The sequence below is a fragment of the Isoptericola sp. NPDC056134 genome, assembly GCF_042264825.1.
Classification (GTDB): Bacteria; Actinomycetota; Actinomycetes; order Actinomycetales; family Cellulomonadaceae; genus Isoptericola; species Isoptericola nanjingensis.
The window spans coordinates 43,214-67,297 of sequence record NZ_JBHJVM010000005.1 but is presented as its reverse complement, the minus strand read 5'-3'; the positions used below and the strand labels follow the sequence as shown (position 1 = coordinate 67,297).

The window sequence follows — 24,084 nt, the reverse complement described above, 5'->3', positions numbered from 1 at the left end:
AGCGACGCCGCTCTCGGGCGACGACCCGGTAGGGCCGGCGCCAAGGTACACGCTACCGCGAGTACCGGGAACCAGGATAGACCACTCTGAGACCCCGTCTCACACGAGTTGTCAGGGCCAGGAGCACCACTACCTGCGTGTGGTCCTGACAGGTCGGGGGTCAGGAGACGGTGGAGAAGGCGTCCTCGAGGGGGGTCGCGACCAGCTCGATCTGCCACGGCCGGGCTCCGCGGCCCCGGAGGAACTCCGCGATCTCTGCCGAGCGGGCCGGGTCCGGCGGCGTCCAGCACAGGCGGCGCAGGGCGTCCGGCTGCAGCAGGTTCTCCACGGGCACGTGCAGGTCGCCGGACATCGTGGCGAGAAGGTCGCGGGCCGTCGTGAGCCGCCGGGCTGCGACGGGGTCTCGGTCGGCCCAGGTGCGCGGCTGGGGCGGCCCGTCGGTGCGCGGGCCGCGCTGGCTCGGCAGCCGGTCGTCGGGCAGGGCGAGGGCCTCGTCGATCGCGCGCTGCCAGGCGGGCGCGCGCCGGCGCGTGGCCTTCCCGGCGAACTCCGGCAGGGCGGTGAGCTGCGGCACGGTGCGCGGCAGCGCGCGGGCGGCGGCCACGATGGCGCGGTCCGGCAGCACCCGGCCGGGGGAGACGTCGCGGGCGCGCGCGCTCGCGTCGCGCGCCAGCCAGAGGCTGCGGACCACGGCCAGCTGGCGACGGTCGCGCAACGTGTGCGTGCCGGACGTGCGCCGCCACGGGTCGACGCGCGGTGCCGGCGGGGGCGCGGTGCGCTCGGCCTCGAACTCCTGGGCCGCCCACTCCGCCTTGCCGTCCGCGTCCAGCCGTTCCGCCAGGCGGTCGCGCAGGTCCACCAGCACCTCGACGTCGAGCGCGGCGTAGCGCAGCCAGTCCTCGGGCAGCGGCCGCGTGGACCAGTCGACGGCCGAGTGCTCTTTCGCCAGGCCCAGTCCGAGCAGCTCGGCGACCACGGCGGCGAGCCCCACGCGCTCCAGGCCCAGCAGCCGGGCGGCGAGCTCGGTGTCGAAGACGCGCGCCGGCCGCAGCCCGTGCTCGGCCAGGCCCGGCAGGTCCTGGGAGGCAGCGTGCAGCACCCACTCGGCGTCACCCACGGCGTCGCCGATCGCCGACAGGTCGGGCAGCGCGACCGGGTCGAGGAGCGCCGTGCCGGCGCCTTCGCGCCGCAGCTGGACCAGGTAGGTGGCCTGACCGTAGCGGTAGCCCGAGGCGCGCTCCGCGTCGGCGGCGACGGGGCCGGTGCCGGCCGCGAACCGCTCGACCACGCGGTCGAGGGCGGCCGGGGTGTCGACGACGCGCCCGACGCCGTCCGCCGGCTCGGTGAGCGGGACGACGTCGGTGGCGGTCGGGGGGACTGCTGAGCTCATGGCCCCACGGTATGCGGTCGGGACCCGGGGCGTGGGTGCCCGCGACCGCCCGAGCGTGCGGCGAGCGAGGCGACGCCGTCGGGCAGCGGGGGCAGGCCGCCGGCCGTCGCCATGAGGTCTCCCCACACGGCGAGGTGCACCCCGAGGTCGGTGTCGGTGGGCGTCCAGGACGCGCGGATCTCGAGGTCCACGGCGTCGGGCGTGGCGCCCAGCGCGCCGAAGCTCTGGGAGAGGACGCGCGTCACGGTGCCGCCGACCGCGAGGGCGTCCACGCCCGCGGCGTCGAGCGACTCCGTCACCCAGGTCCACGCGACGTCGGCCAGCAGGGGATCGGCAGCGAGCTCGGGCTCGAGGGTGGCGCGCACCAGCGTGACGACCCGGAACGTGCCCTGCCAGGTCTCCTGCCCCTCAGGGTCGTGCAGGACGACGAACCGGCCCGTGGCGACCTCCTCGCCCCCGGGCTCGGCGACCTCGCCCTCGAGGGCCACCGAGAACGGGGCCACGCGCGTGGGGCCGGGGATCTCCGCCAGGTGCACCTCGCCGCGCAGCCGCCGCTCGCGCAGGGACGCCAGCGCGGCCGCGAACGGGGCGGGCACCTGCTGCCTGGGATCCTGCTGCGGATCCCGCTTCGAGTCACCCGTGCGATCGCCGGTCACGCCAGCCACCGTACGGCGCGGTGCGGTCGGTCGGGTGAAACGACGCACCGGGGGGCCGGTCGTGTCCGGATCGTGATGGTCCGTACACCTCGGCCGCCGCGACGACTACGCTGGTCCCGGCTCCCGGGCGGGGAGCGTGCGCCAGTCGCCGCCACCCGGCCGCCCGACCCGAACCGAGAACCGACGGAAGCAGGGAAACGATGACAGCTCGTGCCCAGATCGGCGTGACCGGCCTTGCGGTGATGGGCCGCAACCTCGCCCGCAACTTCGCGCGGCACGGCTACACGGTGGCGGTGCACAACCGGTCGTACGCCAAGACGCAGTCGCTGATCGCCGACGCCGGGCACGAGGGCGACTTCGTCCCGTCCGAGTCGATGGCCGACTTCGTCGCCTCCCTGGAGCGGCCCCGCAAGGTCGTCATCATGGTCAAGGCGGGCGCCGCGACCGACGCCGTCATCGACGAGCTCGTGCCGCTGCTGGAGGAGGGCGACATCGTCGTCGACGCCGGCAACGCGCACTTCCCCGACACCATCCGCCGCGAGAAGGACCTCAGCGCGAAGGGCCTGCACTTCGTGGGCACCGGCGTCTCCGGCGGCGAGGAGGGTGCGCTCAACGGCCCGTCGATCATGCCGGGCGGCACCCGCGAGTCGTACGCGAGCCTGGGCCCGATCCTCGAGGACATCTCGGCCAAGGTCGACGGCACGCCGTGCTGCACCTACGTCGGCCCCGACGGCGCCGGGCACTTCGTCAAGATGGTGCACAACGGCATCGAGTACGCCGACATGCAGCTCATCGCCGAGGCCTACGACCTGCTCAAGCAGGGGCTGGGCGCGTCCGCGGCCGAGATCGGGCAGATCTTCGCCGAGTGGAACACCGGCGACCTCGAGTCGTTCCTCATCGAGATCACCGCCGACGTGCTGCAGCACGTCGACGCGGCCACCGGCAGCGCGTTCGTCGACGTCGTGCTCGACCAGGCCGAGCAGAAGGGCACCGGCCGCTGGACGGTGCAGAACGGCCTCGACCTCGGCGTGCCGATCACCGGCATCGCCGAGGCGACGTTCGCCCGCGCGCTGTCCGGCTCCGTGCCGCAGCGTGAGGCCGGCCGCGCCGCGCTGCCCGCCGATGCCGGGACCTGGGAGATCGCGGACCGCGACGCCTTCATCGAGGACGTGCGCCTCGCGCTGTACGCGTCGAAGGTCGTCGCGTACAGCCAGGGCTTCGACCAGATCGCCGCCGCCTCCGCCGAGTACGGCTGGGACATCGACCGCGGTGCCATGGCCCGCATCTGGCGCGGCGGCTGCATCATCCGCGCCCGCTTCCTCAACCGCATCACCGAGGCGTACGAGCGCGACGCCGCGCTGCCGCTGCTGCTCGCGGACGAGTACTTCACGAACGCCGTGGGGAACGGCCTCGCCGCCTGGCGTCGGGTCGTGTCGCAGGCCGCCCTCAACGGCGTCCCGACCCCCGCGTTCTCCTCGTCCCTCGCCTACTACGACGGCGTGCGCGCCGAGCGGCTGCCCGCCGCGCTCATCCAGGCGCAGCGCGACTTCTTCGGCGCGCACACCTACCGCCGCACCGACCGCGAGGGCACCTTCCACACCGAGTGGTCGGCAGACCGCTCCGAGCAGGAGGCATGAGCGCACCCGTGAGCACCACCAGCACCGACGCCGGCCCCGGGTTCCAGCCCGTCATCGTCGGCTCGGACATCGGTGTGTACGCCCTCGCCCGCTCGTTCCACGAGCGCTACGGCGTGCGCACCACCGTCGTCGCCTTCGCCGAGCCGGGCCCGATCGCGCACTCGCAGATCATCGACACCGAGCTGTCCGGCACCGCGCCCGAGCAGATCGTCGCGGCGCTCCAGGACGTCGCGGGCCGGATGTCGGCCCCCGGCCGCACCCTCGTGCTCCTCACCAACATGGACTGGGTGGTGCGCGTGCTCGTGCACCACCGCACGGAGCTCGAGGCCGCCGGTTACGTCGTCCCGTTCGCGGACGCCGCGCTCATCGACCGGATCTCCGACAAGGCGGAGTTCCAGGAGGTGTGCGCGGAGCTCGGGATCCCGACGCCGGCCACGGTGATCCAGGACTTCGCCCGGGCGGCCGAGCCCGGCTGGGAGCCGCTGCCCGTCGGCTTCGACTTCCCGGTCATCGCCAAGCCCGCGAGCAGCGCCGACTACCACGACGTGCAGTTCGCCGGGAAGAAGAAGATCTACGAGATCGCGACGCCGGCCGAGCTGGACCGGCTGATGATCTCGCTGCGCGAGGCCGGCTTCCGCGGGCGCTTCCTGGTGCAGGAGAACATCCCGGGTGACGACACGCGGATGCGGTCGGTCACGGCGTACGCCGACTCGAGCGGGAGGGTCACGCTGCGCTCCTCGGCGCAGGTGCTCCTCGAGGAGCGCACGCCGGCCGCGCGGGGCAACCCGTCGGCGATGATCGTCGAGCCGATCGACGAGATCCTCGACGCCGCCCAGCGGATCCTCGAGCACACCGGCTGGCGCGGGTTCGCGAACTTCGACGTCAAGCTCGACCCGCGCGACGGCGTGTTCAAGTTCTTCGAGCAGAACCCGCGCATCGGTCGGAACAACTACTACCTCACCGCGGGCGGGCAGAACCCGACCGAGGCGCTGGTGGACGACGTCGTGCACGGCGTGCGTCGCGAGCCGGTGACGGCGGACCGCGAGGTCCTGTACGCCGTCGTGCCGAAGCGGTTGCTGCGCTCGTACGTGCTGGACCCCGAGCTGCGCGCCCGCGTCGTGCGGCTGCAGCGTTCCGGGCGCACCGTGCACCCGCTGCGCTACAAGGCCGACGCGTCGCCGCGGCGCCGCCTGTACGTCCTCACGGCGATGCTCAACCACGTGCGCAAGTACCGGCAGTTCTACCCGGCCGACGCGCTGCGCCGGAACTACGCGGCCAACAGCGCGGCCGGCACGTCGTCGACCACCGGCGCCAAGGAGGCATCGTGACGCAGACCCCGCAGCGGCGGCTGCAGCCCGTCGTCCTGGGCGGCGACATCGGCGCGTACAGCCTGGCCCGGGCGTTCCACGAGGCGTACGGCGTGCGCTCCGTGGTGGTGTCCGGCGCGTCGACGGGCCTGGTGCGGCACTCGCGCATCCTCACCCACGTGGCCGAGCCGCGGATCGACGACCCCGAGGCGATCGTGGCGCGCCTGCGCCGGATCGCGGACGAGCACACCGACGCCGACCTGGTCGTGGTGGGCTCCGCCGACTGGCTGGTGCGGATGCTCGTGCAGCACCGCGACCGCCTCGAGGACCGCTACCTGGTGCCCTACGTGGGCGAGGAGCTGCTGCTGCGGCTCACCGACAAGGAGGAGTTCGGGGCCCTGTGCGCCGAGCTCGGCCTCGCGCACCCGACGACGGTCGTGCACGACGTCGCGTCGGGCAGCGAGCCGGACACGAGCGGGCTCACGTTCCCCGTGATCGCGAAGGCGGCCAGCACCGCGGCGTACCACGACGTCGAGTTCGCGGGGAAGAAGAAGGTCTTCCTCGTGGACACCCGCGCCGAGCTGCTCGACCTGCTCGGGCGCGTGAAGGACGCCGGGTACGTCGGCTCGTTCGTGGTGCAGGACTACATCCCGGGCGACGACTCCGGCATGCGGATCCTCACCTGCTACAGCGACGCGCAGGGCAAGGTGCGGTTCTCCTCCTTCGGGCACGTCCTGCTCGAGGAGCACGCCCCCGGTGCCCTCGGCAACCCGGCCGCGATCGTCACGGGCACCCAGCCCGAGGTCGTGGAGCAGGCGCGCCGCCTGCTCGAGCACGTCGGCTGGACCGGCGTCGCGAACTTCGACCTCAAGTACGACCCGCGCGACGGCCGGTACGTGTTCTTCGAGCTCAACCCGCGCCTGGGCCGCTCGAACTACTACGTCACGTCGACGGGCGCCAACCCGGTGAAGTTCTACGTGCACGAGCACCTGCGCGGGCTCGACCCCGACCCGCGCGCCGCGCTCGGGCCCGACGTCCCGCTCTCCGGCGACGGCGAGGTCACCACGGAGCACCTGTACACGGTGCTGCCGGGCGCCCTGCTGCGGCGCTACGTCGCGGACCCCGCGATCCGCTCCAGGACGCGGCGCCTGCAGCTGACGCGCCGCGCGTCCAACCCGCTCTGGTACCGCAAGGAGTGGGACCCCCGCCGGGTCGCGTACCTGCTGGTGGCGCAGCTCAACCAGTTCCGCAAGTACGCCAGGCACTACCCGGTGGCGCAGTCGCGGGCCCTCGCCTGGACCGGCCCGGCCGCACGGCAGGGCACCCGGGAGGGCGCGTGACCCCGGAGGCCGGGCACGACGCCGACGGGGCGGTCGACGACCGCCCCGTCGGCGTGATCGGCGGCGTCGGCCCGTTGGCCACCGCCTACTTCCTGCAGCGGGTGGTGCAGCGCACCGACGCCGAGCGGGACCAGGACCACGTGGACCTCGTCGTGCTCAACCACGCGACCATCCCGGACCGCACGGACTTCGTGCTCGGGCGGTCGCCCGCCGACCCGGGCCCCGTGCTCGCGCGGGACGCCCGGCGCCTGCAGGACTTCGGCGTGCAGTTCCTCGTCATGCCGTGCAACACCGCGCACTACTTCACCCAGCAGGTGCTCGACGCGGTGACGGTGCCGTTCGTCTCGATCATCGACGTGACGGTCGCGGCGGCGCGCGAGCGGGTGCCCGGCCTGCGGCGCGTCGGCCTGCTGGCCACGGCGGGCACGGTCGCGTCGAAGGTGTACGACGACGCGTTCGCCGCCCACGGGATCGACGTCGTCGTCCCGGACGCGGCGGACCAGGACGTCGTCAACGCGGTGATCTACGACCAGGTCAAGGCCGGCCGGCCGGCGGACCCTGACGCGCTGCGCGGCGTGGCGGCCCGGCTCGTGGAGCGCGGCGCGTCGGTCGTCGTGCTCGGGTGCACGGAGCTGTCCGTCGCGGCGGTCGACCACGACCTGCTCGACGAGGAGCCCTTCCTCGACTCCATGGACGAGCTGGTGCGCGCGACGATCACGGGTGCCGGGCACCGCGTGCGCTGACGCCCCGCACGCCGCACGGCACGCACGAGGGCCCCGTCCGCCGGACGGGGCCCTCGTGCGTGTCAGGGTCGGAGGGGACCGGCCTCAGTCGCCGATCTCGCTGGTCCCGGCGTACAGGTGCAGCACGGGGACCTGCAGGTGCTCGCGCGCGCGCGACGCCCAGTCGGAGCGGAAGGTGTCGGCGACCACGTGCGGGTAGGTCACCACGACGACGTCCTGCACGGAGTCCGGGCCGCCCTGGGCGGCGACGGCGGCGCTCAGGGCGGGCAGCGGGTCCTCCTCGGTGACCGTGCCCTCGGCGGCTGCACCGGCGGCCCGCAGCGCCGCGAGGGACCGCTCGAGGCGCTCTGCGGCGGTCACCTTCGCCTGCTCGGGCGTGGGCTCCTTGCCCACCAGGTCCTGCCCGGCCTCGCGCAGCTCGCCCACCCACAGGTGGTCGATGATCGCGGCGACCACGTTGCGGTCGGTGTCCGAGGGGACGAGCACGCGATAGCGCTCGGCCTGCTCGTCGTGCAGGGACAGGATGTGCGCCACGTCGGCGTCGGTGAGGGCGTCCTCGGTGAGGACGACGGTCGTCGGCATGCCAGCACCGTAGCCACCCGGGGCCGCGGATGCGAGGCCAGGCGCCTGCCGGGGGCCGGGACGTGACGCGTGCCTCTCCGCCGCCGTTCCCGGGATCGCTCAGCGCAGCAGCCAGCGCGCGACGAGCGTGCCCGTGCTCGGCGCGTGCAGCAGGTGCGCGAGGCGGGCGGGCGTGGGCGGCGTCGCCGGGATCCCGGCCGGCGCAGGGGCCTCGCCGGGGGCCCCGGCGGGTGAGGCGGCGACGATGCGGGAGGGTCCCGGCCCGACGAGGCACGGGCTCGTGGTCACGCACAGCTCGTCGACCAGGTCCTCCGCGAGCAGGGCGGCCAGCAGGGTCGGCCCGCCCTCGCACAGCACGCGACGCAGCCCCCGGTCGGCGAGGGCGGCGAGGCCGGCGCGCAGGTCCACCTCGTCGGGGTCGTGCGCCGACGCCACCGTGAGCACCCGGTCGGCGGGGACCATCCGGCTCGCGGTCCGCGCGCCGGCCTCGCCGGTGAGGACCAGCGGCGGCCGGTCGCCGTCGGCGAGCTGCTGCGGCACGCGGCCGGAGCGGCTGACGAGCGCGAGCTCCAGGGGACGGTCGCCGGCGGCGGGCAGGCTCTCGGGCCGGTCGAGCGCCGTGTAGCCCTCGTGCCGGGCCGTGCCCGCCCCCACCAGCACGACGTCGGCCGCGGCGCGCAGGACGCGGAACACGCGCCAGTCGGCGTCGTCGTTGATCGAGCCGGACAGGTGGTCCGGGCCCCACGCGCCGCCGTCGACCGTGCTGACGAAGTTGGCCCGCAGCCGGACGCCCGACCCGGTGCCCTCGTCGTACAGCGCGGCCAGGCGGGTCTCGGCGGGGTCGACCGGGAGATGCTCGGGTGCCGGGACGAGCAGGTCGAGGGGCGTGGTGGCAGATCTCACAGCGGTCAGCGTACTGACGCGGCGTAGCCTTGACGGTCGTGACGCTCACGCAGGACGAGGACCGGGACCAGGACACGGGCGCGGACGCAGTCGCGACGCCCCCCGCCCGGGGCGGCGCGGTGCCGTCCCTGTCGGCCGTGCGCCCGACCGTCTCCCCGGGCCGGCTGCTCGCCGACCTCGTGCCTCCGCGCCACTTCGCCGAGGCGCGCTTCTCCACCTACCGGGCCGACCCCGCCCACCCGAGCCAGACGACGGTGCCCGCCCGCCTGCAGGAGGTCGCGCGCGAGATCGTGGCGCCCCGGTCCTCCGGGCTGAAGGCGCTGTTCGGCCGGCGTCGCGCGGTGCCCGCGGTCTACATGGACGGCGGCTTCGGCGTCGGCAAGACCCACCTGCTCACCTCGCTCGCGCACGAGGTCGCCGCGACCCTCGGCGAGGGGTCGGTCGCGTACGGCACGTTCGTCGAGTACACGAACCTCGTGGGCGCCCTGGGCTTCCTCCCCACGGTCGAGGCGCTCGCCACGCGCCGCCTGGTCTGCATCGACGAGTTCGAGCTGGACGACCCGGGTGACACCGTGCTGATGTCCCGGCTGCTCCGCGAGCTCGCGGACCGCGACGTCGCCCTCGCCGCGACGTCGAACACCCTGCCCGAGGCGCTGGGCGAGGGCCGCTTCGCGGCCGAGGACTTCCTGCGCGAGATCCAGGCGCTCTCCTCCCGCTTCGAGGTGCTGCGCGTCGACGGCGAGGACTACCGGCACCGCGCGGTCGTGACCGAGGCGTCCCCGCTCGCGGCCGACGTCGTCGCGCGCGCGGCGGCCGACCACCCCGGCGCGGTCCTCGACGAGTTCGACGGGCTGCTCGCCCACCTCGCGACCGTGCACCCGAGCCGCTACGGCGCCCTCCTCGACGGCGTGGAGCTCGTGGCGCTCACCGGCGTGCGCCCCGTGCAGCGGCAGGAGGTGGCCCTGCGTCTCGTGGTCCTCGTCGACCGCCTCTACGACCGCGACGTCCCCGTGCTCCTCGCCGGCGACGGCGCGCAGCACCTGTTCTCCGACGAGATGCTGCGCGGGGGCTACCGCAAGAAGTACTTCCGGGCGCTCTCGCGCCTCGGCGCCCTGGCGGAGGAAGGTCGGCGCCTGACGGCGTGACGGCCCCCTGACGACCGCTGACGACGTCGTGACGGCCCCCTCACACGGCCGCTGACGACGTCGTGACGGCTCGGTGACGGCCCGCCCGCGGCGAGCCGTGGCCGCTACGGCTCGACCGGGCCGGCGTGCAGCACGGCCGGGGCGCGCGGCGGGATCCGCAGGACGCCGTCCGCGAGCGTCGTCCCCTCGGGGTCCCAGGCGGCCAGGACCTCCGTGCCGGCCGGCAGGGAGGAGACGTCGACGTCCGCCGGCTCCGTGCCGGTGACCAGCGCGACGGCGGTGCGCCCGCGGCGGCCGAGGAGCGTCGTCCCCTCGGTCCGCACGTCCACCGGAAGGTCTCGGTCCTCCGACGCGGCGGGGCGCAGGGACAACAGCGTCCTGGTCCAGTCGACGAGACGCCGTGCCCGCTCGTCCCTGGCGGGGACGGGGAGGTGCTCGGTGTCGAGCACCGGCGGCGTCCCGGCGAGGATCGCGAACGTCAGCAGGCACGCCCGGTCGTCGTCGGTCGAGCCCGAGGCCTCCAGGGAGGGCTCGCCCGCGTCGGGCGTCCACGGGACGGAGCGGTTCGCGGCGGGCAGCCGCGTGAGGTCGCGCACGAGCACCGCGGAGGCCCGCTGCGCGGCGCGGTGCGCCCGTCGCAGGCTGGGCGGCCGCCACGGTGCCGTCGTCGGGGGGAACACCTCGTGCGCGAGCCGACGCAGGTCCTGGACGGCGTCGGCGTCGCCCGGCGCGGCGAGGATGTCGTGCACGACGGTGGTGAGCCGGTCGCTGCGCCCCGGCCCGTCGACGAGGAGGTGGAGCCGGCGGCCGAGCTGCTCGCCGAGGTGGTGCACGTCCTCGGCGAGCTCTCCGAGGAACGGCACCGCCGAGCGGTCCACGAGCGCCTCGACGTCGAGCAGCAGGCCGTCCACGTGGAAGTCGCGCAGCCAGCGCTCGGCGTCGGCCACGAGGAAGTCGCGCGGGCCGCGGCTCCCGCTGCCGTCGAGGTTGATCCGCGGGCTGTCGGAACCCGGCGGGCCCGGCCGCGCGCCGGTGCGGGGACCGATCCGCGAACCGGTGGCGTAGGGACCGAAGGCGTGCAGGCCGAGGTCGTCGGCGACGGCCCACCGGTGGGGCGCGTCCAGGACGACGGCGAGCCCGCACCGGTGCGCGCGGTCCACGAACCGGTGGAGCGCGCCGGGGCCGCCGAGCGGCTCGTGCACGGCGAACAGGCGCACGCCGGCGGCCGGGCCGCGGTCGGGGTCGTGCGCGGCGACGGGGGAGAGCTCGACGCCCAGGACACCGGTCGCCGCGACGTCCTCCAGGAGGTCGGCGGCCGCGTCGAGGGTGCCGGCGGCGGTGAACGTGGGCAGGTCGACGCGCAGCAGCGCGCCGGTGTCGAGGTCCACGCCCCGCCAGGCGCCGTCGGTCCAGCAGAACTCCTGGTCCAGCACCCGCGAGGGGCCGTGCAGGCCGCGCGGCAGCCAGGCGCTGCAAGGATCCGGGACCGGCGGTCCCCCGTCGACGGAGAAGAGGTAGTCGGTGCCGGGCGTGAGCTCGGCGTCCGCGCGCCAGTACCCGGGCTCGTGGGCGCCGACGAGGCGCAGGGGGAGCCGGGAGCCGGACGCCGGAAGCACGACCTCGACCGTGTGGGCCCGCGGCGCCCACACCAGCGGCCGGGGCCCCGGCCAGCGCTCCCGCGTCCCGGGGAGCGGGGGAGGGGTTCCGGGTGCCGCCCTGTCGGCAAGGCCTGCATCGGCAGCGGTCACGGCGGACACTCTAGCCACCGGAGGCAACCTTCGCGGCTCCGGGTCCAGGTGCCGGATGTCGCGGGCGCAGGTGGCGCGCAGCGTTCGCCCGGCCGGCGTCCGGCGCGCGTGCAGGCGGAGATCCCGCCGAGCGGTCCGCGTTAAATAGTGTGCCAAGCGCGAGCGCGGCACACCGCCGGCTGCTAGACCTTGGCCATGAGCACGGATGGCACAGGCACCCGACCCACGGTGCCGGTGGACAGGTTGGACGAGTCGATCGCCTCGCAGGCCAGGCTGGCACCCCGGCGGCGCCCGCTGGGCGATCGCGACCGGGACGCCAGGTCCGGGGGAGACGCGGCGAAGGCGCCTGCGTCCCTCTCCGCGGCGGAGCTCGGCCCCATCGAAGGCGCCTCGAGCGGAGTCTCCTGGGACGACCCGGACGAGCTCTGACCCCGAGCGTCGACGCGACCCCGAGGGCGCCTGGCGTCAGCGGGGCAGGCGGTCCGCGCCGACGGGGACCAGCCGCGGCATCCCGGCGGGGGCGACACGGCTCAGCGCGACGTAGCGCGCCTCGGCGCGGTGCAGCCTGATGTGCTCGTCGAGGGACCAGTCCGGCCCGTTGGTGAGGACCATCCCGCAGGAGCAGTCGATCTCCACGGCGCCGCCGTGGCCGTGCCGGACCTGCCCCACCGTGACGTGCGACGCCCGGGCGTGCGCCTTGGCGCGGTGCATCGTCGCGGAGACGGGGTCGGGCGCGGTCGGCGGCACGTCGACGGGGGCGGGGAGGGGCTGATCCACGCGGGCGAGCCTACCTAGTGGGTGTGCGCGATCCCGAGCTCGTGCATCCGCTCGTGCTCCTCGCGCGCGGCCTGGCGTGCGGCGATGCGCGCCTGCACCTCCTCGCGGCGCAGCGGGGGCACGGTCTTCGGGGGCTGGCGTCGCTCGGGGAGCTCGCCGAGCAGGCGGGTGACGATCTCCGCGATCTCCGCGGTCGCCTGCTCGCACGGCTCGCGGGTGGCGGCGCTCGCCGAGCGCTGGACGCCCGTCACCTTGCGGACGAACTGCTCCGCGGCGGCCCGGATCTCCTCGTCGGTGGCGGGCGGCTCGAGCCCCCGCAGGGTCGTGATGTTGCGGCACATGCTCTCGACGCTACGCCGCGGGGGTGACGAGGGCGACACCCTGCGGAGAGAGGGGCCCGAGGGCGGGTATGCGAAAGGCCGCCCCGGGCGAACCGGGACGGCCTCGTTCTGGTGGGCGATACTGGGATCGAACCAGTGACCTCTTCCGTGTCAGGGAAGCGCGCTACCGCTGCGCCAATCGCCCGTACGGCTGCTGCGCTTCCCGCGAGGGAATTGCAGAGCTCGGAGCGGATGACGGGACTCGAACCCGCGACCCTCACCTTGGCAAGGTGATGCTCTACCAACTGAGCCACATCCGCGCGACCGGGTCGTTCAGGATCACTGTCCTGGCCTCCCGGCGCCTGAGGAACATTACTCGACCTTCGGCGCGCTGGTCCAATCGCGGCCGTGTGACCTGCGACGCTGCCGCGCCTCCGGCCCTCGGTGGCGCGTCGGTGGGCGCGTCGGAGGGGCTGGCCCGTGTTCCGGGAACGACGAAGCCCCGACCGGATCCCGGTCGGGGCTTCGTGATGCTGGTGGGCGATACTGGGATCGAACCAGTGACCTCTTCCGTGTCAGGGAAGCGCGCTACCGCTGCGCCAATCGCCCGTGCTGCGAGGTGGGTACGGGATTCGAACCCGTGTATACGGCTTTGCAGGCCGCTGCCTCGCCTCTCGGCCAACCCACCTTGAGACGTGCTCTCTCGACGCTCGACGTGAGTCGATCAGAGAGTGGGCCTCCGAGCGGATGACGGGACTCGAACCCGCGACCCTCACCTTGGCAAGGTGATGCTCTACCAACTGAGCCACATCCGCACGACCAGGACCAGGACACCCTGCGGTGCCCGCCGTTCTGGCGCGCCCCAAACATTAGTGGACCCCTGGCGGTCCGTCCAATCGCCCCCGCCCGGAGCTCCGCGCGGGACCCGCTAGCGTGCTCGTGTGCACGAGCCGACCTCCTGGGCCGCGTTCGCCGGCCGCCGTGCGTCGCGCGCCGTCGAGTGCGTCGACCTCTCCGAGCAGCCGGAACGGCTCGACTCGGGGCTGTGGTTCGTCGTCGCCGACTTCGAGGCCGACCTGGGTCGCGACGGCGCGACGCGGCCGGGCGGCCGGGCCCGCGCGTGGCGGTTCGCCGACGTCGGCCCCGCGCCGGCGACGCAGAGCGACCCCGGGCCCTGGCACGGCCCGGCGCCGTCGTCCTGGACCAGCTCGCTCGACCGCGACACGTACGTGCGCGCCGTCGCCACGGTCCGGGACCGGGTGCGGCGCGGCGACGTCTACCAGGTCAACGTGTGCCGGGTCCTGTCCGCGCCGTTGGCCGCGACGGACGCCGGCGCCGTCGTCGAGCCCGACGCCGCCGCGCTCGCCGCCCGGCTGGCGGCCGGCAACCCCGCCCCCTACGCGGCCGCGGTGCACGTGCCCGCCGCGACCGGGCTCGACCCCGTGTGGGTCGTGAGCGCGTCGCCGGAGCTCTACCTCTCGCTCGAGGCCGCCCCCGGCGGGACGGCGTCGCTCGCCTCGGGCCCGATCAAGGGCACGGCGCGCACGCCGTCCGGCCTCACCGCCAAGGACCGCGCCGAGAACGTGATGATCACCGACCTCGTGCGCAACGACCTGCAGCGCGTCTGCCGCCCCGGCACCGTCGACGTGACCGACCTGCTCTCCGTCGAGGAGCACCCCGGGCTCGTCCACCTCGTGTCCCGCGTGCGCGGAGAGCTGCTCGCCGCCGGCCCCGGGCTCTGGGCGCGGGCGCTCGAGGCCACGTTCCCGCCGGGGTCGGTCTCCGGGGCGCCCAAGTCGTCCGCGCTGCGGCTGATCGCCGAGCTCGAGCCGACGGCCCGCGGGCCCTACTGCGGGGCCGTCGGCTGGGTCGACGGCGACGCCGGGCGTGCCGAGCTCGCCGTCGGGATCCGCACCTTCTGGTGGGAGGACGAGGGCGACGGCGGCGTCCTGCGGTTCGGCACCGGCGCCGGGATCACGTGGGGGAGCGACCCCGGTCGGGAGTGGGACGAGACGGAGCTCAAGGCGGACCGGCTGGTGGGTCTCGCGTCGTCGGAGCGATGAGTCGCCGCACCGATGAGTCTCCGTGCCCGGCGCCGTCTCCCCGTGCATGACACAGGTGACGTGCGACCTCGGCATCTCCCTCGACGGCATCTCCGCGGGGGTGAACCAGTCCCTCGACCAGCCGTTCGGCGACGGCGTCGGCGACGGCGAACGGATCATGCACGCGTGGATGTTCGACAACCCCGACGACCACCGGTCGGAGCTCGACGCGATCACCGCGGCGGGCGCGTTCGTCATGGGCCGCAACATGTTCAGCCCCGGCCGCGGGGACTGGGACCTCTCGTGGCGAGGCTGGTGGGGAGAGGACCCGCCGTACCACGCGCCGGTCTTCGTCCTGACGCACCACGAGCGCGACCCGATCGAGATGCAGGGCGGCACGACGTTCCACTTCGTGACCGGCGGGCCGCAGGAGGCCCTCGCCCGGGCGCGCGAGGCGGCCGGCGACCGGACCGTGTCCGTGGCCGGCGGGGCGACGACCGTCAACCAGTTCCTCGCCGCGGACCTCATCGACGAGCTGCGGCTGCACGTCGCGCCCGTGGTGCTCGACGTCGAGGGGGTGCGCCTGTTCCAGGGCGTCGGGACGCACGACCTGCGCATCGTGTCCGCGCGCGTCACGCCGGAGGTGACGCACCTGGTGCTGCGCCGCTGAGCACCACCCCGGCGCCTGTCACTCCGGGACGTTGCCGCTGTCGTGCCCCAGCAGGTACGGCGTCGTGACACCCGCGTACATGAGGTGCGCCACGAGGCCCTCGGTGGCGTGCGGCAGGTTGTGGCAGTGGTCCATCCAGATCCCCGGGTTGTCCGCGAGGAACGCGACCTCGTAGACCTCGCCGTCGGCCACCTCGAGCGAGTCCGTCCACCACGGGCTGCCGCTCGCGGCCACGCCGTCGCGGGACAGCACCACGACGTGGTGGCCGTGCAGGTGCATCGGGTGCGGGGCGCCGCTGCGGTTGTCGATCCGCATGCGCACGACGTCGCCCTCCGCCACCTCGAACATCGGGACGTCCGGGTAGGTGTGCCCGTTCACCGTCCAGTGCATGCCCGGCTTGCCGTCGAGGAACCCGGGCGCCCGGCCGATGACGTAGTCGAACGAGCGGTCGGCCGCGCCCGGGTCCAGGCCGAGCGGCGCCGGCGTCCCGTAGGTGAGCAGGTCGAGGGTCGCCGTCGGGCGGGCCGTCGCCGAGGACGCCGCGCCGTCGGGCCCGACGACGACGGCGGAGGCGCCGCCCAGCTCGACGCGCGCCGCCGAGCCGTCCGCCGGCGCCACGACGAGCAGGTCCGCGCGCCCGCCGGCCGGGACCACCACGGCGCGGTCGCGCACCTCGGGCGGGCCGTGCACGTCGGTGCCGTCGACGGCGAGGAGGCGGAACGCAGCCCCGCCCACCCAGACCGGCAGGACGCCGTTGTCGGTGTTGATCACCCGGACGCGCGCCGCCGTCCCCGGCGGGACGTCGACCGGCAGGTCCCCGGTCGCCCCCTGCACCGTGCGCCGCGCCCCGTACCGGTGCACCAGCGCCGGGACGTCGACGGCGTCGTCCAGCAGCCTCGCGACCTCCGGCCCGCCGACCGGTCGGGCGTCCCGCCGCGGGGACACGACCACCGCCCCGAGCAGCCCCTTGCGCACCTGCTCGTGCGAGACCTGGTGCGAGTGGTACCAGAAGGTGCCTGCGTCGGCGACGACGAACCGGTACGTGTGCGACCCGCCGGCCGGCACGGCGTCCTGCGTCACGCCCGCGACGCCGTCCGCAGCGTTCGGCACGTCGATCCCGTGCCAGTGCAGCGTGGCGCCGCCCGCCACGCTCTCGTTGACGAACCTCACCTCGACCACGTCGCCCTGCGCGGCGCGCAGCGTCGGGCCGGGGGTGGTCCCGTTCACCGTGTACGCGTCGGTCGCGACGCCGGGAGCGAGCTCGACGCGCTCGGCGCGTGCCGTGAGGGTGAGCGCCACGTCGGCAGGGCCGGGCGGGGCCACCAGGGCGTCGACGCTCGTGGCGGCGGCCGCGGGCCCGCCGCCGTGGCCCGCGTGCCCCTCGAGCGTCGTGACGCGCGGCCCGCTGCCCCGCTCGAACGCGCCCGCCTCCGAGACGGAGAACCGGCCGGGCGTCCTGCTGGTCTGCCAGAGCAGCAGGAGCGGGACCAGGACGGCCGCCGCCGCCAGGCCGGCGACGACGCGCCGCAGGACCGGTGAACGGTCGGCCGTCATGGTGCGCCGAGGTCAGGGCGTGACGCCGTCGGCTGCCAGGCCCGGGGACGCGACGGCAGGTGCGCCGCGATCGGCCCGGCCGCGCGCCGCCACGCGCCAGCCCGTGTACAGCGAGACGCCGAACAGCAGCAGCGCGTTGACCCCGTGCAGGCCGCCCAGGAACGGGACGCTGTGCCCCGCGATGCCCAGCGTGGCCTGGAGCGCCACCAGCAGCAGGATCGCGAGGCCCCAGCGCCAGGCGCCGCGCACGCCCGCGAAGAACGAGGCGACGAACGTCAGGAGGGCGACGACGGGGATCACCATCATCCCGTTCGTCCCGTGCAGCAGCATGCCGGACTGCTCCGGGAAGACCTCCTCGCCGGCGAACACCTGCTCCATCGCCGCCTGGTCGAGGACGCCGCCGTCGTCGATGTAGAGGCCCATGCCCGCCACCGCGTAGACGATCACGGCCGCCTGGACGACGACGCCCGCGGCGACGACGTACGCGAGCACACGAAACACCTGTCTCATGCCGATCACCTCGATCGTGCAGGGGCCGCGCTGTCGCGACCCGTTCTCTGATGGTGAGACGGGCGCAGTGCCCCCGCTACGAGCGACCGGGGTGAACCAGGGGTGAACTCGAACGCCCCGGGCGACGCCGTCCGGGCGTGATGTCGGGCACACTGGCCCCATGAGTCTGGTGATCTGGGCGGAGGGCCGCCTCGTCGGGCAGGGGGAGGCCGCGCTGAGCGCCGTCGACCACGGCATCACGGTCGGCGACGGCGTCTTCGAGACGTGCACGGTCTTCGACGGTCGGGCGTTCGCGCTCACGCGGCACCTGCGGCGCCTCGCGCGCTCGGCCACCGGGCTCGGCCTCGCAGCCCCCGACGAGCAGAAGGTGCGCGACGGCGTCGCGGCCGCGCTCGCCGAGGCCGTGCGCCTCGACGGCGCGTTCGACGGCCGGCTCCGCATCACCGTCACGGCCGGTGTCGGCCCGCTCGGCTCCGGCCGCGTCGACGCGCCGCAGACCGTCGTCGTGGCCGCGCAGCAGTCGGCCATGGCGCCCACGTCGCGGTCGGCGCGCTCGCCGTGGCCGCGCAACGAACGGTCCGCCGTCGCGGGCCTCAAGACGACGTCGTACGCCGAGAACGTGGTGGCCCTCGCGGACGCCGTGGGGAAGGGCGGAGACGAGTCGATCCTGCCCAACACCGTCGGCGACCTGTGCGAGGGCACGGGGTCCAACGTGTTCGTCGAGCGCGACGGCGAGCTGGTCACCCCGACCCTCGACTCCGGCTGCCTTGCCGGCATCACCCGCGCCCTCACGCTCGAGTGGGCGGCGGAGGAAGGGCTGCCCGTGCGCGAGGCGAAGGAGGGTGAGCTGTCCTTCACGGTGCTCGACGAGGTGTCTGAGGGTCGCGCGCAGCTCGCGCTCACGTCGTCGGGGCGCAACGTGCAGCCCGTCGTCTGGCTGGACGGCGTCGGCGTCGAGGTGGGGGACGTGACCCGTGCGGCGCGCGAGCTCTTCGAGCGGAACTGCCGCGAGCGCCTCGACCCGTGAGTGCCCGCGGCGCCGGTTTGGTCCGCCGCCCGATCTGTGGCTAATATCGTCCACGCACCGGGCGATTGGCGCAGTGGTAGCGCGCTTCGTTCACACCGAAGAGGTCACTGGTTCGAACCCAGTATCGCCCACCCGTAAGCAAGGCCCCTTGACCAGCGAGCACGCTGAGCAGGGGGCCTTGTCGCATCCCGGGGCCCGCCGCAGGTGGTCTGCTGCGCGGGCAGGCCCGCCGCTGGGGTGGTGTCATGGGCCGGGCCGGGGCGTGGCGGTCGCCCTCCACAGGCGGGGGAGTCGCGACACGGAGCCCGACCACGGGGGCGTCGACCTGCGAGGGCCGGCGTAGGACGTCTGCGGCACCCGCGACCGTCAGTGGCCGCTGCCCGTGACGATCCGGCGGCGTTCCGACTCGTGCACGCCCCCCTTCTTGTCCAGGGTCGCGCACGCCTCCTCGATGTCCCGGGCGAGCGTGTCGACGTGCTCCCGGCTGAGGGTCTGTTTGACGAGCGCTCGCATGATCGTCACGTCCTGCGCGTCGGGGGGCAGGGTGTACGCCGGGACCATCCAGCCGCGTTCGGCGGACAGCTGCCAGGCGATGTCGAACTCGTCGTAGGGCTGCCCCTGGTCCGCGAGCCGGAAGGCGACGAGAGGCAGCTGCTCCTCGCCGGCCCCGATCAGCTCGAACCGGCCGATGGCCTGCAGCTTCTCCGCCAGCGCGCGTGCGTTGAGCTGCATGTTGCGCATGATGTAGGTGTATCCGGCGCGCCCGTAGCGCACCAGGTTGTAGTACTGCGCCAGGACCATCGCGGAGCCGGTGGAGAAGTTCAGGGTGAAGGTGGCGTCGGTCTTGCCGAGGTAGTTCTCCTCGAACACGAGCTCCGGAGCGAGGTCGGCCCGCTCGCGGAAGATCAGCCAGCCGATGCCGGGATAGACGAGCCCGAACTTGTGGCCCGACACGTTGATGGACCGCACCTGCTCGAGGCGGAAGTCCCAGGGGGAGTCGGGGTAGAGGAACGGCCAGACGAAGCCCCCGCTCGCGGCGTCGACGTGCAAAGGGACGTCGAGACCTCGCGTCTCCTTGAGGTGCACCAGCAGGTCGTTGATACCCACGACGTCGTCCTTGTGCCCCGTGAACGTCGTGCCCAGGACGGCGGCGACCCCGATCGTGTTCTCGTCGACGTGCGGGGCGACGTCGTCCGGGCCGATGGTGTACTTGCCCGGCGTCAACGGGACGATCCTCGGCTCGACGTCGAAGTACCGGCAGAACTTCTCCCAGACCACGTGGACGTCGCCGCCGAAGACGAGGTTCGGGTTCGACGTCGACGCCCGCGCCGCCTCTCGGCGCTTGCGCCAGCCCCACTTCAGGGAGAGCGCGCCGAGCATGATCGCCTCGGAGGACCCCTGCGTGCGCGCGCCGGTCGTCTCGCCGGGCGCGTGGAAGAGGTCGGCGAGCATGCGGATGCACCGCTGCTCGATCTCCGCGGTCCGGGGATACTCCGCGTGGTCGATGAAGTTCCGGTGCAGGTTCTGGGCGATCACCCGTTGAGCCTCGGGCTCCATCCAGGTGGTCACGAAGGTCGCCAGGTTGCGTGCGGGGTCGCCCTCCAGCGCCAGATCCTCCCCGACCAGCCGCATCGCGTCGACGGCGGACATGCCGTCCTGGGGAAACTCGCTGGTCGGGACCTCTTCGATCGCAAAGCGGTTGCCGAACAGCGTGGCGTCGACGTCGCGTGGCGGGGTGCTCATGGGTACTCCTCCGGCCGGGCTCCAGGCACACATCCTCGTGCGTGCCTCCTGCGAAGTACTCACCCTCTTCGGGTGAGCGCGGGTGGGGGCGCCGGCGGGGTCGGCGCTGCGCGCGGGTGCGGCGCTCACCCGTTCGGGAGGAGGCCGCCCGCCTCTCCGGGGCCCACCCTGGAGGGGACCGCCCCCGCGCGCGCACCGAGGAGCCGACATGACCGACACCAGCTCGACCGCCGCCTACGGTTCGCCCGGCCCGTACGTCCCGGGCCAGTTCACCCAGACCCCCGAGGCCACGGGATGGGCGGGCTGGGTGGTCTTCGCCGGGACCCTGATGATCATGCTCGGGATCTTCCACGCCATCCAGGGTGTGGTCGCGCTGTTCAACGACGAGTACTTCCTCGTCGGTCCCAGCGGGCTCACCCTTCAGCTGGACTACAGCGCGTGGGGCTGGGTGCACCTGATCGGTGGGACCGTCGTGCTCCTGGCGGGCGTCGGCCTGCTGGCCGGCCAGACGTGGGCCCGGGTCGTCGGGGTCCTGCTGGCGATCGTCAGCGCGGTCGCCAACTTCGCGTTCATCGCGGCCTACCCGGTGTGGAGCACCATCATGATCGCGATGGACGTCGTCATCATCTTCGCCCTCACGATGCACGGCCAGGAGCTCCGCAGGCGCTGAGGTCCTCCCGCCGGTCCCGGACGGGGCCGATCCAGCAGGTCTGCAGCGAGAGAAGGGGAACGGGAGATGGCACAGCGGGCCGAGGCGGGCGCCATGATCTACGAGATCCGGGTCGACGGCCGGCTCGACCCGGCCCGGCTGGCGGACTACGCCGCGGTCACAGCACGGCACCAGGAGGCCGGGACCGTGCTGACCTGCGCCATCGTGGACGCGTCGGCGCTGACCGGCATGATCGCGCTGATCGCCGACCTCGGCCTGATCGTGCGTGACGTCCACCAGGTGTCGGCCGGCGCGTCGGTGACGCCGTCGACGGCAGCTCGCCGCGGTGACCCCGCGACCCGCTCGACCGCCCCGCCCGGCCCGGAGGGCATGACTCAGAGGGCATGACGTTCCGTGGCGATGCGGACGGCGTCACGCCGGCCGGCGGCCCCGAGCTTGCGATAGATGGCCCGCAGGTGCGTCTTGACGGTGTTGGACGAGACGAACAGCGCCTGGGCGATCTCGGTCGTCGTCATCGGGGAGCGGAGGTAGACCAGGACGGTGCGTTCTCGGGCCGTGAGCTCCCAGTAGGACCGTCGTCGGTGGTCGTCCCCGCGGGGCTGCATCCGCGCGACGATGTCGGCCACCAGCTCGAGGTGCCCGGTGCCCCAGGCCTGGTGGTCGTGGAGCAGACCGCGCAGGTCAGCGCCGCGCTCGACGAAGGGGCGGCGGATCCCGGCAGGGCTCGCCACCTCCAGCGCCCGCTCGAGCCGGCGGTGTGCCTCCCGCACCCTGCCGCGATCACGTTCCAGCAGGGCCTCGGTGAGCGTGGCGGCCACGTCGATGTGGGAGACGCGCCGGTCGGCGGGGATCCGGGCGAGGGCGGTCGCGGCCCCGGTGACGTCTCCGACCCGACGGGCGACCTCTGCCTCCCAGAGGCTCACGACGGGGTGTCGTTCGCCCGGGTCCGTGGTCGTCAGCGCGGCCAGCGCCAACTCGTCGCTCCCACGCGCGTACGCCACGATCGCGTCGACCAGCCGGGCGAAGCCGACCAGGTACGGCGGTGCCGCCTCGGCGGACACGCCCGCGAGCGCACGGGCACGGTCCAGGGCGGCCGCGTCGTCGCTCGCGACCGCGATCAGCGCGAGGAGGACCGCCGCGTGGAGCCGGTAGCCGGCCTGCCGTGGCGTGGCCCGGCGGAGCACCTGGTCGAGGCTGCGCCGGGCGGGCACGAGCTCGTCCCGCCAGAAGTCGGCGAGGCTGCACGTCAGGTATGCGGGGACGACGATGCCGGCCCAGTGCTGGCCCGTGCGGTGCGCCCGGCCGATCGAGTCACGGGCGAGCGCGTCGGCCTCGTCGAAACGCCCGCTCATGAAGAGCGGGACGGACATCGAGGCGCGGCACGCGAAGCCGATCGCCGGCAACTGGTGCTCGGCGGCGAGAGCCGCGCCCTCCCTCAGGTGCCGGAGCGCGGTGGCGGGGTCGCGCTGGAGCTGGGCGACCGCCTCTCCGACGAGGAGGTGCCCGAACGCGCGGGCGACGGGCGCGTCCGTCGCGTCACGGAGTGCCGCGCGCCCCCGGCGGACCGCCTCCTCCGGGCCGGGCCGACCCGGGGCCAGGAAGTCCGTCAGGAGCACGTCGGTGAGCTCGAACCGGCGGCGGCGTCGGGCCGGCAGCCGGCCCGCGACGGAGCGGGCCCTGCTCATCGCGATATCGGCTGACCGACCGTCGAGCAGCTGCCCCACCGCGCGGAGCTGGAGCACCTCGGCGTCGTCGGACCAAGGCGCGGGGATCCGTTCGCACAGGTCGGTCAGGGCACCGGAGTCGCTGCGGACGAGGAGCTCAGGCCAGCGCTCCGTGAGCACGTCGGCGGCGAGGCCGGGGTCGTCCGCCGCGAGAGCGGCGGAGACGGCCTCGGCGGCGTCACGCGTGCGCCAGTGGTTCGCGACGACCCGATGCAGCTCCTGAACCGTCCCGGGCGACCTCTCGGTCATGATGGCGCGGCACTGGGACGCGAACACCGGGTGCCAGCGGTACGACGGCTCGCTCTCCGTCTCTGCCTCGGGTGCCAGGAAGACGGCCTTCCGGGCCGCCTCCGCGAGCAGCTCGGCACCGCCCGTACCGTCGTGGAGCGCCTCCGCCAGCCCGGCGTCGATGCGGTCGCCGACGGTGGCCCGCATGACGAACCGTGCCAGGTCGGGCCGCAGCGCGCCGAGCACCTCCTCGGTCAGGTACTCGGTGAGCGGGAGGTCGCCACGCTGCAGACCTGCGAGCCGGTAGACGGGTGCGGGGTCGTCCTCGACCGTGAGGAGGGCCATCCGGACGGCGGCCGGCCAACCCCGGGTGAGCGCGCTCAGCGAGCTGGCGACCTCGGGGGTGAGCGACGGGCCGGTCAGGGCGGCGAGCTCGGCGATCTCACGGGCGGAGAAGGCGAGGTCGTGCTCGCGTACCTCGCCGAGCTCGCCCGCGAGACGCAGGCGGTGCAGCGGCAGCTCCGGATCCGACCTGCTGGACAGGAGGAGATGGAATCCGCCGGGGGCGAGGCGGATCAGCCGCGCGAGGACCTCCCGCGCCTTGGCGCCGGCGAGCAGGTGGAGGTCGTCGACGACCAGGACCATCGGTTCGACGAGCGCCTCGATCGCGCGCACCAGCTCGTCGTGGTGGTCGGGCCAGCCGGCGTCCCGCGGCCACCGGCCGATGGGGTCGCGGCAGGCGATCTCCAGGAGCGGGCCCGCGTCGGCCCCTGCCTGCCCGTGCGCCGCGACCTGCAAGGCCGCGACCACGTGACGGAACAATCGGCGCGGGTCGCTGTCGAACGCGTCCACCGTGAGCCAGCCGACGGTGGTGTCGGTGCGGTGGCGCCACTGGGCCAGCACCGAGGTCTTCCCGAAGCCGGCGGGTGCTGCCACGAGCGTCACCGGGCGGTGGACGACGACGTCGTCCAGGAGCGACATGAGCCGGGCGCGCGGGATGATCTGCTCGCCGAGCGGGGGGACCGTGACCTTCGTGACCGGCGTCGAGAGGGCCGCGTCGCCGGGGGCGTGCATCCCGTGCGCCGGGCTCTCCGCGCCGGCCGGCGTCCGGGTCAGGGGCGGCCGGTGGGCGCCCGGGACCGCCCCGGACAGGCGGAGCTCCGGGGTGACCTGCGACGCCCCGCGCGAGCGCCCGTCGGGGTTGCTCATCCTGGACCCGTGGCTCTCTGCCGTCGCCGCCCACCGCCGGCACGTTGTCAGCGTCCGGATCGTCGACGAGGCGGACGTACCGTGTCGAGTGTAGGAGCGGGCCGGGCGGTCTGTCCCACGTCGGGCACCCCGGCGCCATGACTTCACCCTCATGTGCAC

General features: G+C 74.3%; 21 protein-coding genes and 6 tRNA genes. 11 read left to right on the top strand and 16 right to left on the bottom strand.

Annotated features, from left to right (window positions below):
- Positions 1–160 precede the first annotated feature (160 nt).
- Positions 161–1,390, bottom strand: a complete 1,230-nt coding sequence (locus tag ACFCZN_RS06755) for an HRDC domain-containing protein (protein WP_429763711.1) — start codon at positions 1,388–1,390, stop codon at positions 161–163.
- Positions 1,387–2,046, bottom strand: a complete 660-nt coding sequence (locus ACFCZN_RS06750) for a DUF3000 domain-containing protein (protein WP_430556253.1) — start codon at positions 2,044–2,046, stop codon at positions 1,387–1,389. Before ACFCZN_RS06750 ends, ACFCZN_RS06755 begins: the two co-directional genes overlap by 4 nt.
- 200 nt (positions 2,047–2,246) lie before the next feature.
- On the opposite strand from ACFCZN_RS06750, the gene gndA reads away from it, so the two are divergent.
- Genes gndA through ACFCZN_RS06730 form a run of 4 tightly spaced genes read left to right on the top strand, consistent with a single transcriptional unit; the run spans position 2,247 to position 7,073 of the window.
- Positions 2,247–3,683 (top strand): NADP-dependent phosphogluconate dehydrogenase, encoded by a 1,437-nt coding sequence (gene gndA / locus ACFCZN_RS06745; RefSeq protein WP_429763709.1) that lies wholly within the window; start codon positions 2,247–2,249, stop codon positions 3,681–3,683.
- Positions 3,680–5,011, top strand: coding sequence for a hypothetical protein (locus ACFCZN_RS06740; protein ID WP_430556252.1), 1,332 nt, complete (start codon positions 3,680–3,682; stop codon positions 5,009–5,011). The genes gndA and ACFCZN_RS06740 overlap by 4 nt, the downstream gene beginning before the upstream one ends.
- Positions 5,008–6,330: a carboxylate--amine ligase gene (locus ACFCZN_RS06735; protein WP_430556251.1), complete on the top strand. Its 1,323-nt coding sequence runs from the start codon at positions 5,008–5,010 to the stop codon at positions 6,328–6,330. Before ACFCZN_RS06740 ends, ACFCZN_RS06735 begins: the two co-directional genes overlap by 4 nt.
- Entirely contained in the window at positions 6,327–7,073 is a 747-nt protein-coding gene (locus tag ACFCZN_RS06730) for an aspartate/glutamate racemase family protein (protein ID WP_430556250.1), read from the top strand. The genes ACFCZN_RS06735 and ACFCZN_RS06730 overlap by 4 nt, the downstream gene beginning before the upstream one ends.
- Before the next feature lie 84 nt (positions 7,074–7,157).
- On the opposite strand, the gene ACFCZN_RS06725 is transcribed toward ACFCZN_RS06730, so the two are convergent.
- Both ACFCZN_RS06725 and ACFCZN_RS06720 read right to left on the bottom strand, forming a co-directional pair.
- Positions 7,158–7,655 carry a hypothetical protein gene (locus ACFCZN_RS06725; RefSeq protein WP_429763705.1) on the bottom strand — a complete coding sequence of 166 codons (498 nt, stop codon included), beginning with the start codon at positions 7,653–7,655 and terminating at the stop codon, positions 7,158–7,160.
- 99 nt (positions 7,656–7,754) lie between these two features.
- The gene (locus ACFCZN_RS06720; RefSeq protein ID WP_430556249.1) at positions 7,755–8,558 is read right to left on the bottom strand and encodes a dihydrofolate reductase family protein; all 804 of its coding nucleotides are present in this window, start codon (positions 8,556–8,558) and stop codon (positions 7,755–7,757) included.
- Between the two features lie 38 nt (positions 8,559–8,596).
- On the opposite strand from ACFCZN_RS06720, the gene zapE reads away from it, so the two are divergent.
- On the top strand, positions 8,597–9,703 hold the full coding sequence (zapE, locus tag ACFCZN_RS06715) for a cell division protein ZapE (RefSeq protein WP_429763703.1): 1,107 nt from the start codon (positions 8,597–8,599) through the stop codon (positions 9,701–9,703).
- 104 nt (positions 9,704–9,807) lie between these two features.
- Here zapE and ACFCZN_RS06710 read toward each other — a convergent pair whose 3' ends face one another.
- The 8 genes from ACFCZN_RS06710 to ACFCZN_RS06675 all read right to left on the bottom strand — a co-directional run bounded on the left by ACFCZN_RS06710 (position 9,808) and on the right by ACFCZN_RS06675 (position 13,363).
- Complete coding sequence (locus ACFCZN_RS06710; RefSeq protein WP_430556248.1) at positions 9,808–11,319, bottom strand: hypothetical protein; 1,512 nt, start codon at positions 11,317–11,319, stop codon at positions 9,808–9,810.
- Positions 11,320–11,916: 597 nt separating this feature from the next.
- Positions 11,917–12,228: a hypothetical protein gene (locus ACFCZN_RS06705; RefSeq protein WP_429763701.1), complete on the bottom strand. Its 312-nt coding sequence runs from the start codon at positions 12,226–12,228 to the stop codon at positions 11,917–11,919.
- Between the two features lie 14 nt (positions 12,229–12,242).
- Positions 12,243–12,569, bottom strand: a complete 327-nt coding sequence (locus ACFCZN_RS06700) for a DUF2277 domain-containing protein (RefSeq protein ID WP_429729700.1) — start codon at positions 12,567–12,569, stop codon at positions 12,243–12,245.
- A 109-nt stretch (positions 12,570–12,678) separates the two neighbouring features.
- Positions 12,679–12,753: transfer RNA gene (locus tag ACFCZN_RS06695), tRNA-Val, on the bottom strand.
- A 42-nt stretch (positions 12,754–12,795) separates the two neighbouring features.
- Positions 12,796–12,868, bottom strand: a tRNA-Gly gene (locus ACFCZN_RS06690).
- Positions 12,869–13,082: 214 nt separating this feature from the next.
- A tRNA-Val gene (locus ACFCZN_RS06685) sits at positions 13,083–13,157 on the bottom strand.
- An 8-nt stretch (positions 13,158–13,165) separates the two neighbouring features.
- Positions 13,166–13,236: transfer RNA gene (locus ACFCZN_RS06680), tRNA-Cys, on the bottom strand.
- Between the two features lie 54 nt (positions 13,237–13,290).
- A tRNA-Gly gene (locus tag ACFCZN_RS06675) sits at positions 13,291–13,363 on the bottom strand.
- A 126-nt stretch (positions 13,364–13,489) separates the two neighbouring features.
- Here ACFCZN_RS06675 and ACFCZN_RS06670 point away from each other — a divergent pair.
- The gene (locus tag ACFCZN_RS06670; RefSeq protein ID WP_430556247.1) at positions 13,490–14,611 is read left to right on the top strand and encodes a chorismate-binding protein; all 1,122 of its coding nucleotides are present in this window, start codon (positions 13,490–13,492) and stop codon (positions 14,609–14,611) included.
- Between the two features lie 46 nt (positions 14,612–14,657).
- Positions 14,658–15,260 carry a dihydrofolate reductase family protein gene (locus ACFCZN_RS06665; RefSeq protein ID WP_429763699.1) on the top strand — a complete coding sequence of 201 codons (603 nt, stop codon included), beginning with the start codon at positions 14,658–14,660 and terminating at the stop codon, positions 15,258–15,260.
- A gap of 18 nt (positions 15,261–15,278) precedes the next feature.
- Here the strand turns inward: ACFCZN_RS06665 and ACFCZN_RS06660 are convergent, their stop codons facing one another.
- Together ACFCZN_RS06660 and ACFCZN_RS06655 are read right to left on the bottom strand one after the other, a co-directional pair.
- The gene (locus ACFCZN_RS06660; protein WP_429763698.1) at positions 15,279–16,814 is read right to left on the bottom strand and encodes a multicopper oxidase family protein; all 1,536 of its coding nucleotides are present in this window, start codon (positions 16,812–16,814) and stop codon (positions 15,279–15,281) included.
- 12 nt (positions 16,815–16,826) lie between these two features.
- A complete protein-coding gene (locus tag ACFCZN_RS06655) occupies positions 16,827–17,324 on the bottom strand; it encodes a hypothetical protein (RefSeq protein WP_429763697.1) in 498 nt (165 codons plus the stop codon).
- Positions 17,325–17,484: 160 nt separating this feature from the next.
- On the opposite strand from ACFCZN_RS06655, the gene ACFCZN_RS06650 reads away from it, so the two are divergent.
- Entirely contained in the window at positions 17,485–18,351 is an 867-nt protein-coding gene (locus ACFCZN_RS06650; protein ID WP_429763696.1) for an aminotransferase class IV, read from the top strand.
- 59 nt (positions 18,352–18,410) lie between these two features.
- Positions 18,411–18,482: transfer RNA gene (locus tag ACFCZN_RS06645), tRNA-Val, on the top strand.
- A 235-nt stretch (positions 18,483–18,717) separates the two neighbouring features.
- On the opposite strand, the gene ACFCZN_RS06640 is transcribed toward ACFCZN_RS06645, so the two are convergent.
- Positions 18,718–20,094 carry a glutamate decarboxylase gene (locus ACFCZN_RS06640; RefSeq protein ID WP_429763695.1) on the bottom strand — a complete coding sequence of 459 codons (1,377 nt, stop codon included), beginning with the start codon at positions 20,092–20,094 and terminating at the stop codon, positions 18,718–18,720.
- Between the two features lie 208 nt (positions 20,095–20,302).
- On the opposite strand from ACFCZN_RS06640, the gene ACFCZN_RS06635 reads away from it, so the two are divergent.
- Complete coding sequence (locus ACFCZN_RS06635; protein WP_430556246.1) at positions 20,303–20,764, top strand: hypothetical protein; 462 nt, start codon at positions 20,303–20,305, stop codon at positions 20,762–20,764.
- A gap of 66 nt (positions 20,765–20,830) precedes the next feature.
- Positions 20,831–21,151 (top strand): hypothetical protein, encoded by a 321-nt coding sequence (locus ACFCZN_RS06630; RefSeq protein ID WP_430556245.1) that lies wholly within the window; start codon positions 20,831–20,833, stop codon positions 21,149–21,151.
- Here ACFCZN_RS06630 and ACFCZN_RS06625 read toward each other — a convergent pair.
- Positions 21,139–23,925, bottom strand: coding sequence for a LuxR C-terminal-related transcriptional regulator (locus ACFCZN_RS06625; RefSeq protein ID WP_430556244.1), 2,787 nt, complete (start codon positions 23,923–23,925; stop codon positions 21,139–21,141). The genes ACFCZN_RS06630 and ACFCZN_RS06625 overlap by 13 nt on opposite strands.
- Between the last annotated feature and the right edge of the window lie 159 nt (positions 23,926–24,084).

Excerpts from the sequence above, each read along its gene's own strand:
- ACFCZN_RS06755 (WP_429763711.1), bottom strand. The coding sequence starts at position 1,390 with ATGAGCTCAGCAGTCCCCCCGACCGCCACCGACGTCGTCCCGCTCACC.
- gndA (WP_429763709.1), top strand. The coding sequence starts at position 2,247 with ATGACAGCTCGTGCCCAGATCGGCGTGACCGGCCTTGCGGTGATGGGC.
- ACFCZN_RS06740 (WP_430556252.1), top strand. The coding sequence starts at position 3,680 with ATGAGCGCACCCGTGAGCACCACCAGCACCGACGCCGGCCCCGGGTTC.
- ACFCZN_RS06725 (WP_429763705.1), bottom strand. The coding sequence starts at position 7,655 with ATGCCGACGACCGTCGTCCTCACCGAGGACGCCCTCACCGACGCCGAC.
- ACFCZN_RS06700 (WP_429729700.1), bottom strand. The coding sequence starts at position 12,569 with ATGTGCCGCAACATCACGACCCTGCGGGGGCTCGAGCCGCCCGCCACC.
- ACFCZN_RS06665 (WP_429763699.1), top strand. The coding sequence starts at position 14,658 with ATGACACAGGTGACGTGCGACCTCGGCATCTCCCTCGACGGCATCTCC.
- ACFCZN_RS06660 (WP_429763698.1), bottom strand. The coding sequence starts at position 16,814 with ATGACGGCCGACCGTTCACCGGTCCTGCGGCGCGTCGTCGCCGGCCTG.
- ACFCZN_RS06655 (WP_429763697.1), bottom strand. The coding sequence starts at position 17,324 with ATGAGACAGGTGTTTCGTGTGCTCGCGTACGTCGTCGCCGCGGGCGTC.
- ACFCZN_RS06650 (WP_429763696.1), top strand. The coding sequence starts at position 17,485 with ATGAGTCTGGTGATCTGGGCGGAGGGCCGCCTCGTCGGGCAGGGGGAG.
- ACFCZN_RS06640 (WP_429763695.1), bottom strand. The coding sequence starts at position 20,094 with ATGAGCACCCCGCCACGCGACGTCGACGCCACGCTGTTCGGCAACCGC.
- ACFCZN_RS06635 (WP_430556246.1), top strand. The coding sequence starts at position 20,303 with ATGACCGACACCAGCTCGACCGCCGCCTACGGTTCGCCCGGCCCGTAC.
- ACFCZN_RS06630 (WP_430556245.1), top strand. The coding sequence starts at position 20,831 with ATGGCACAGCGGGCCGAGGCGGGCGCCATGATCTACGAGATCCGGGTC.
- ACFCZN_RS06625 (WP_430556244.1), bottom strand. The coding sequence starts at position 23,925 with ATGAGCAACCCCGACGGGCGCTCGCGCGGGGCGTCGCAGGTCACCCCG.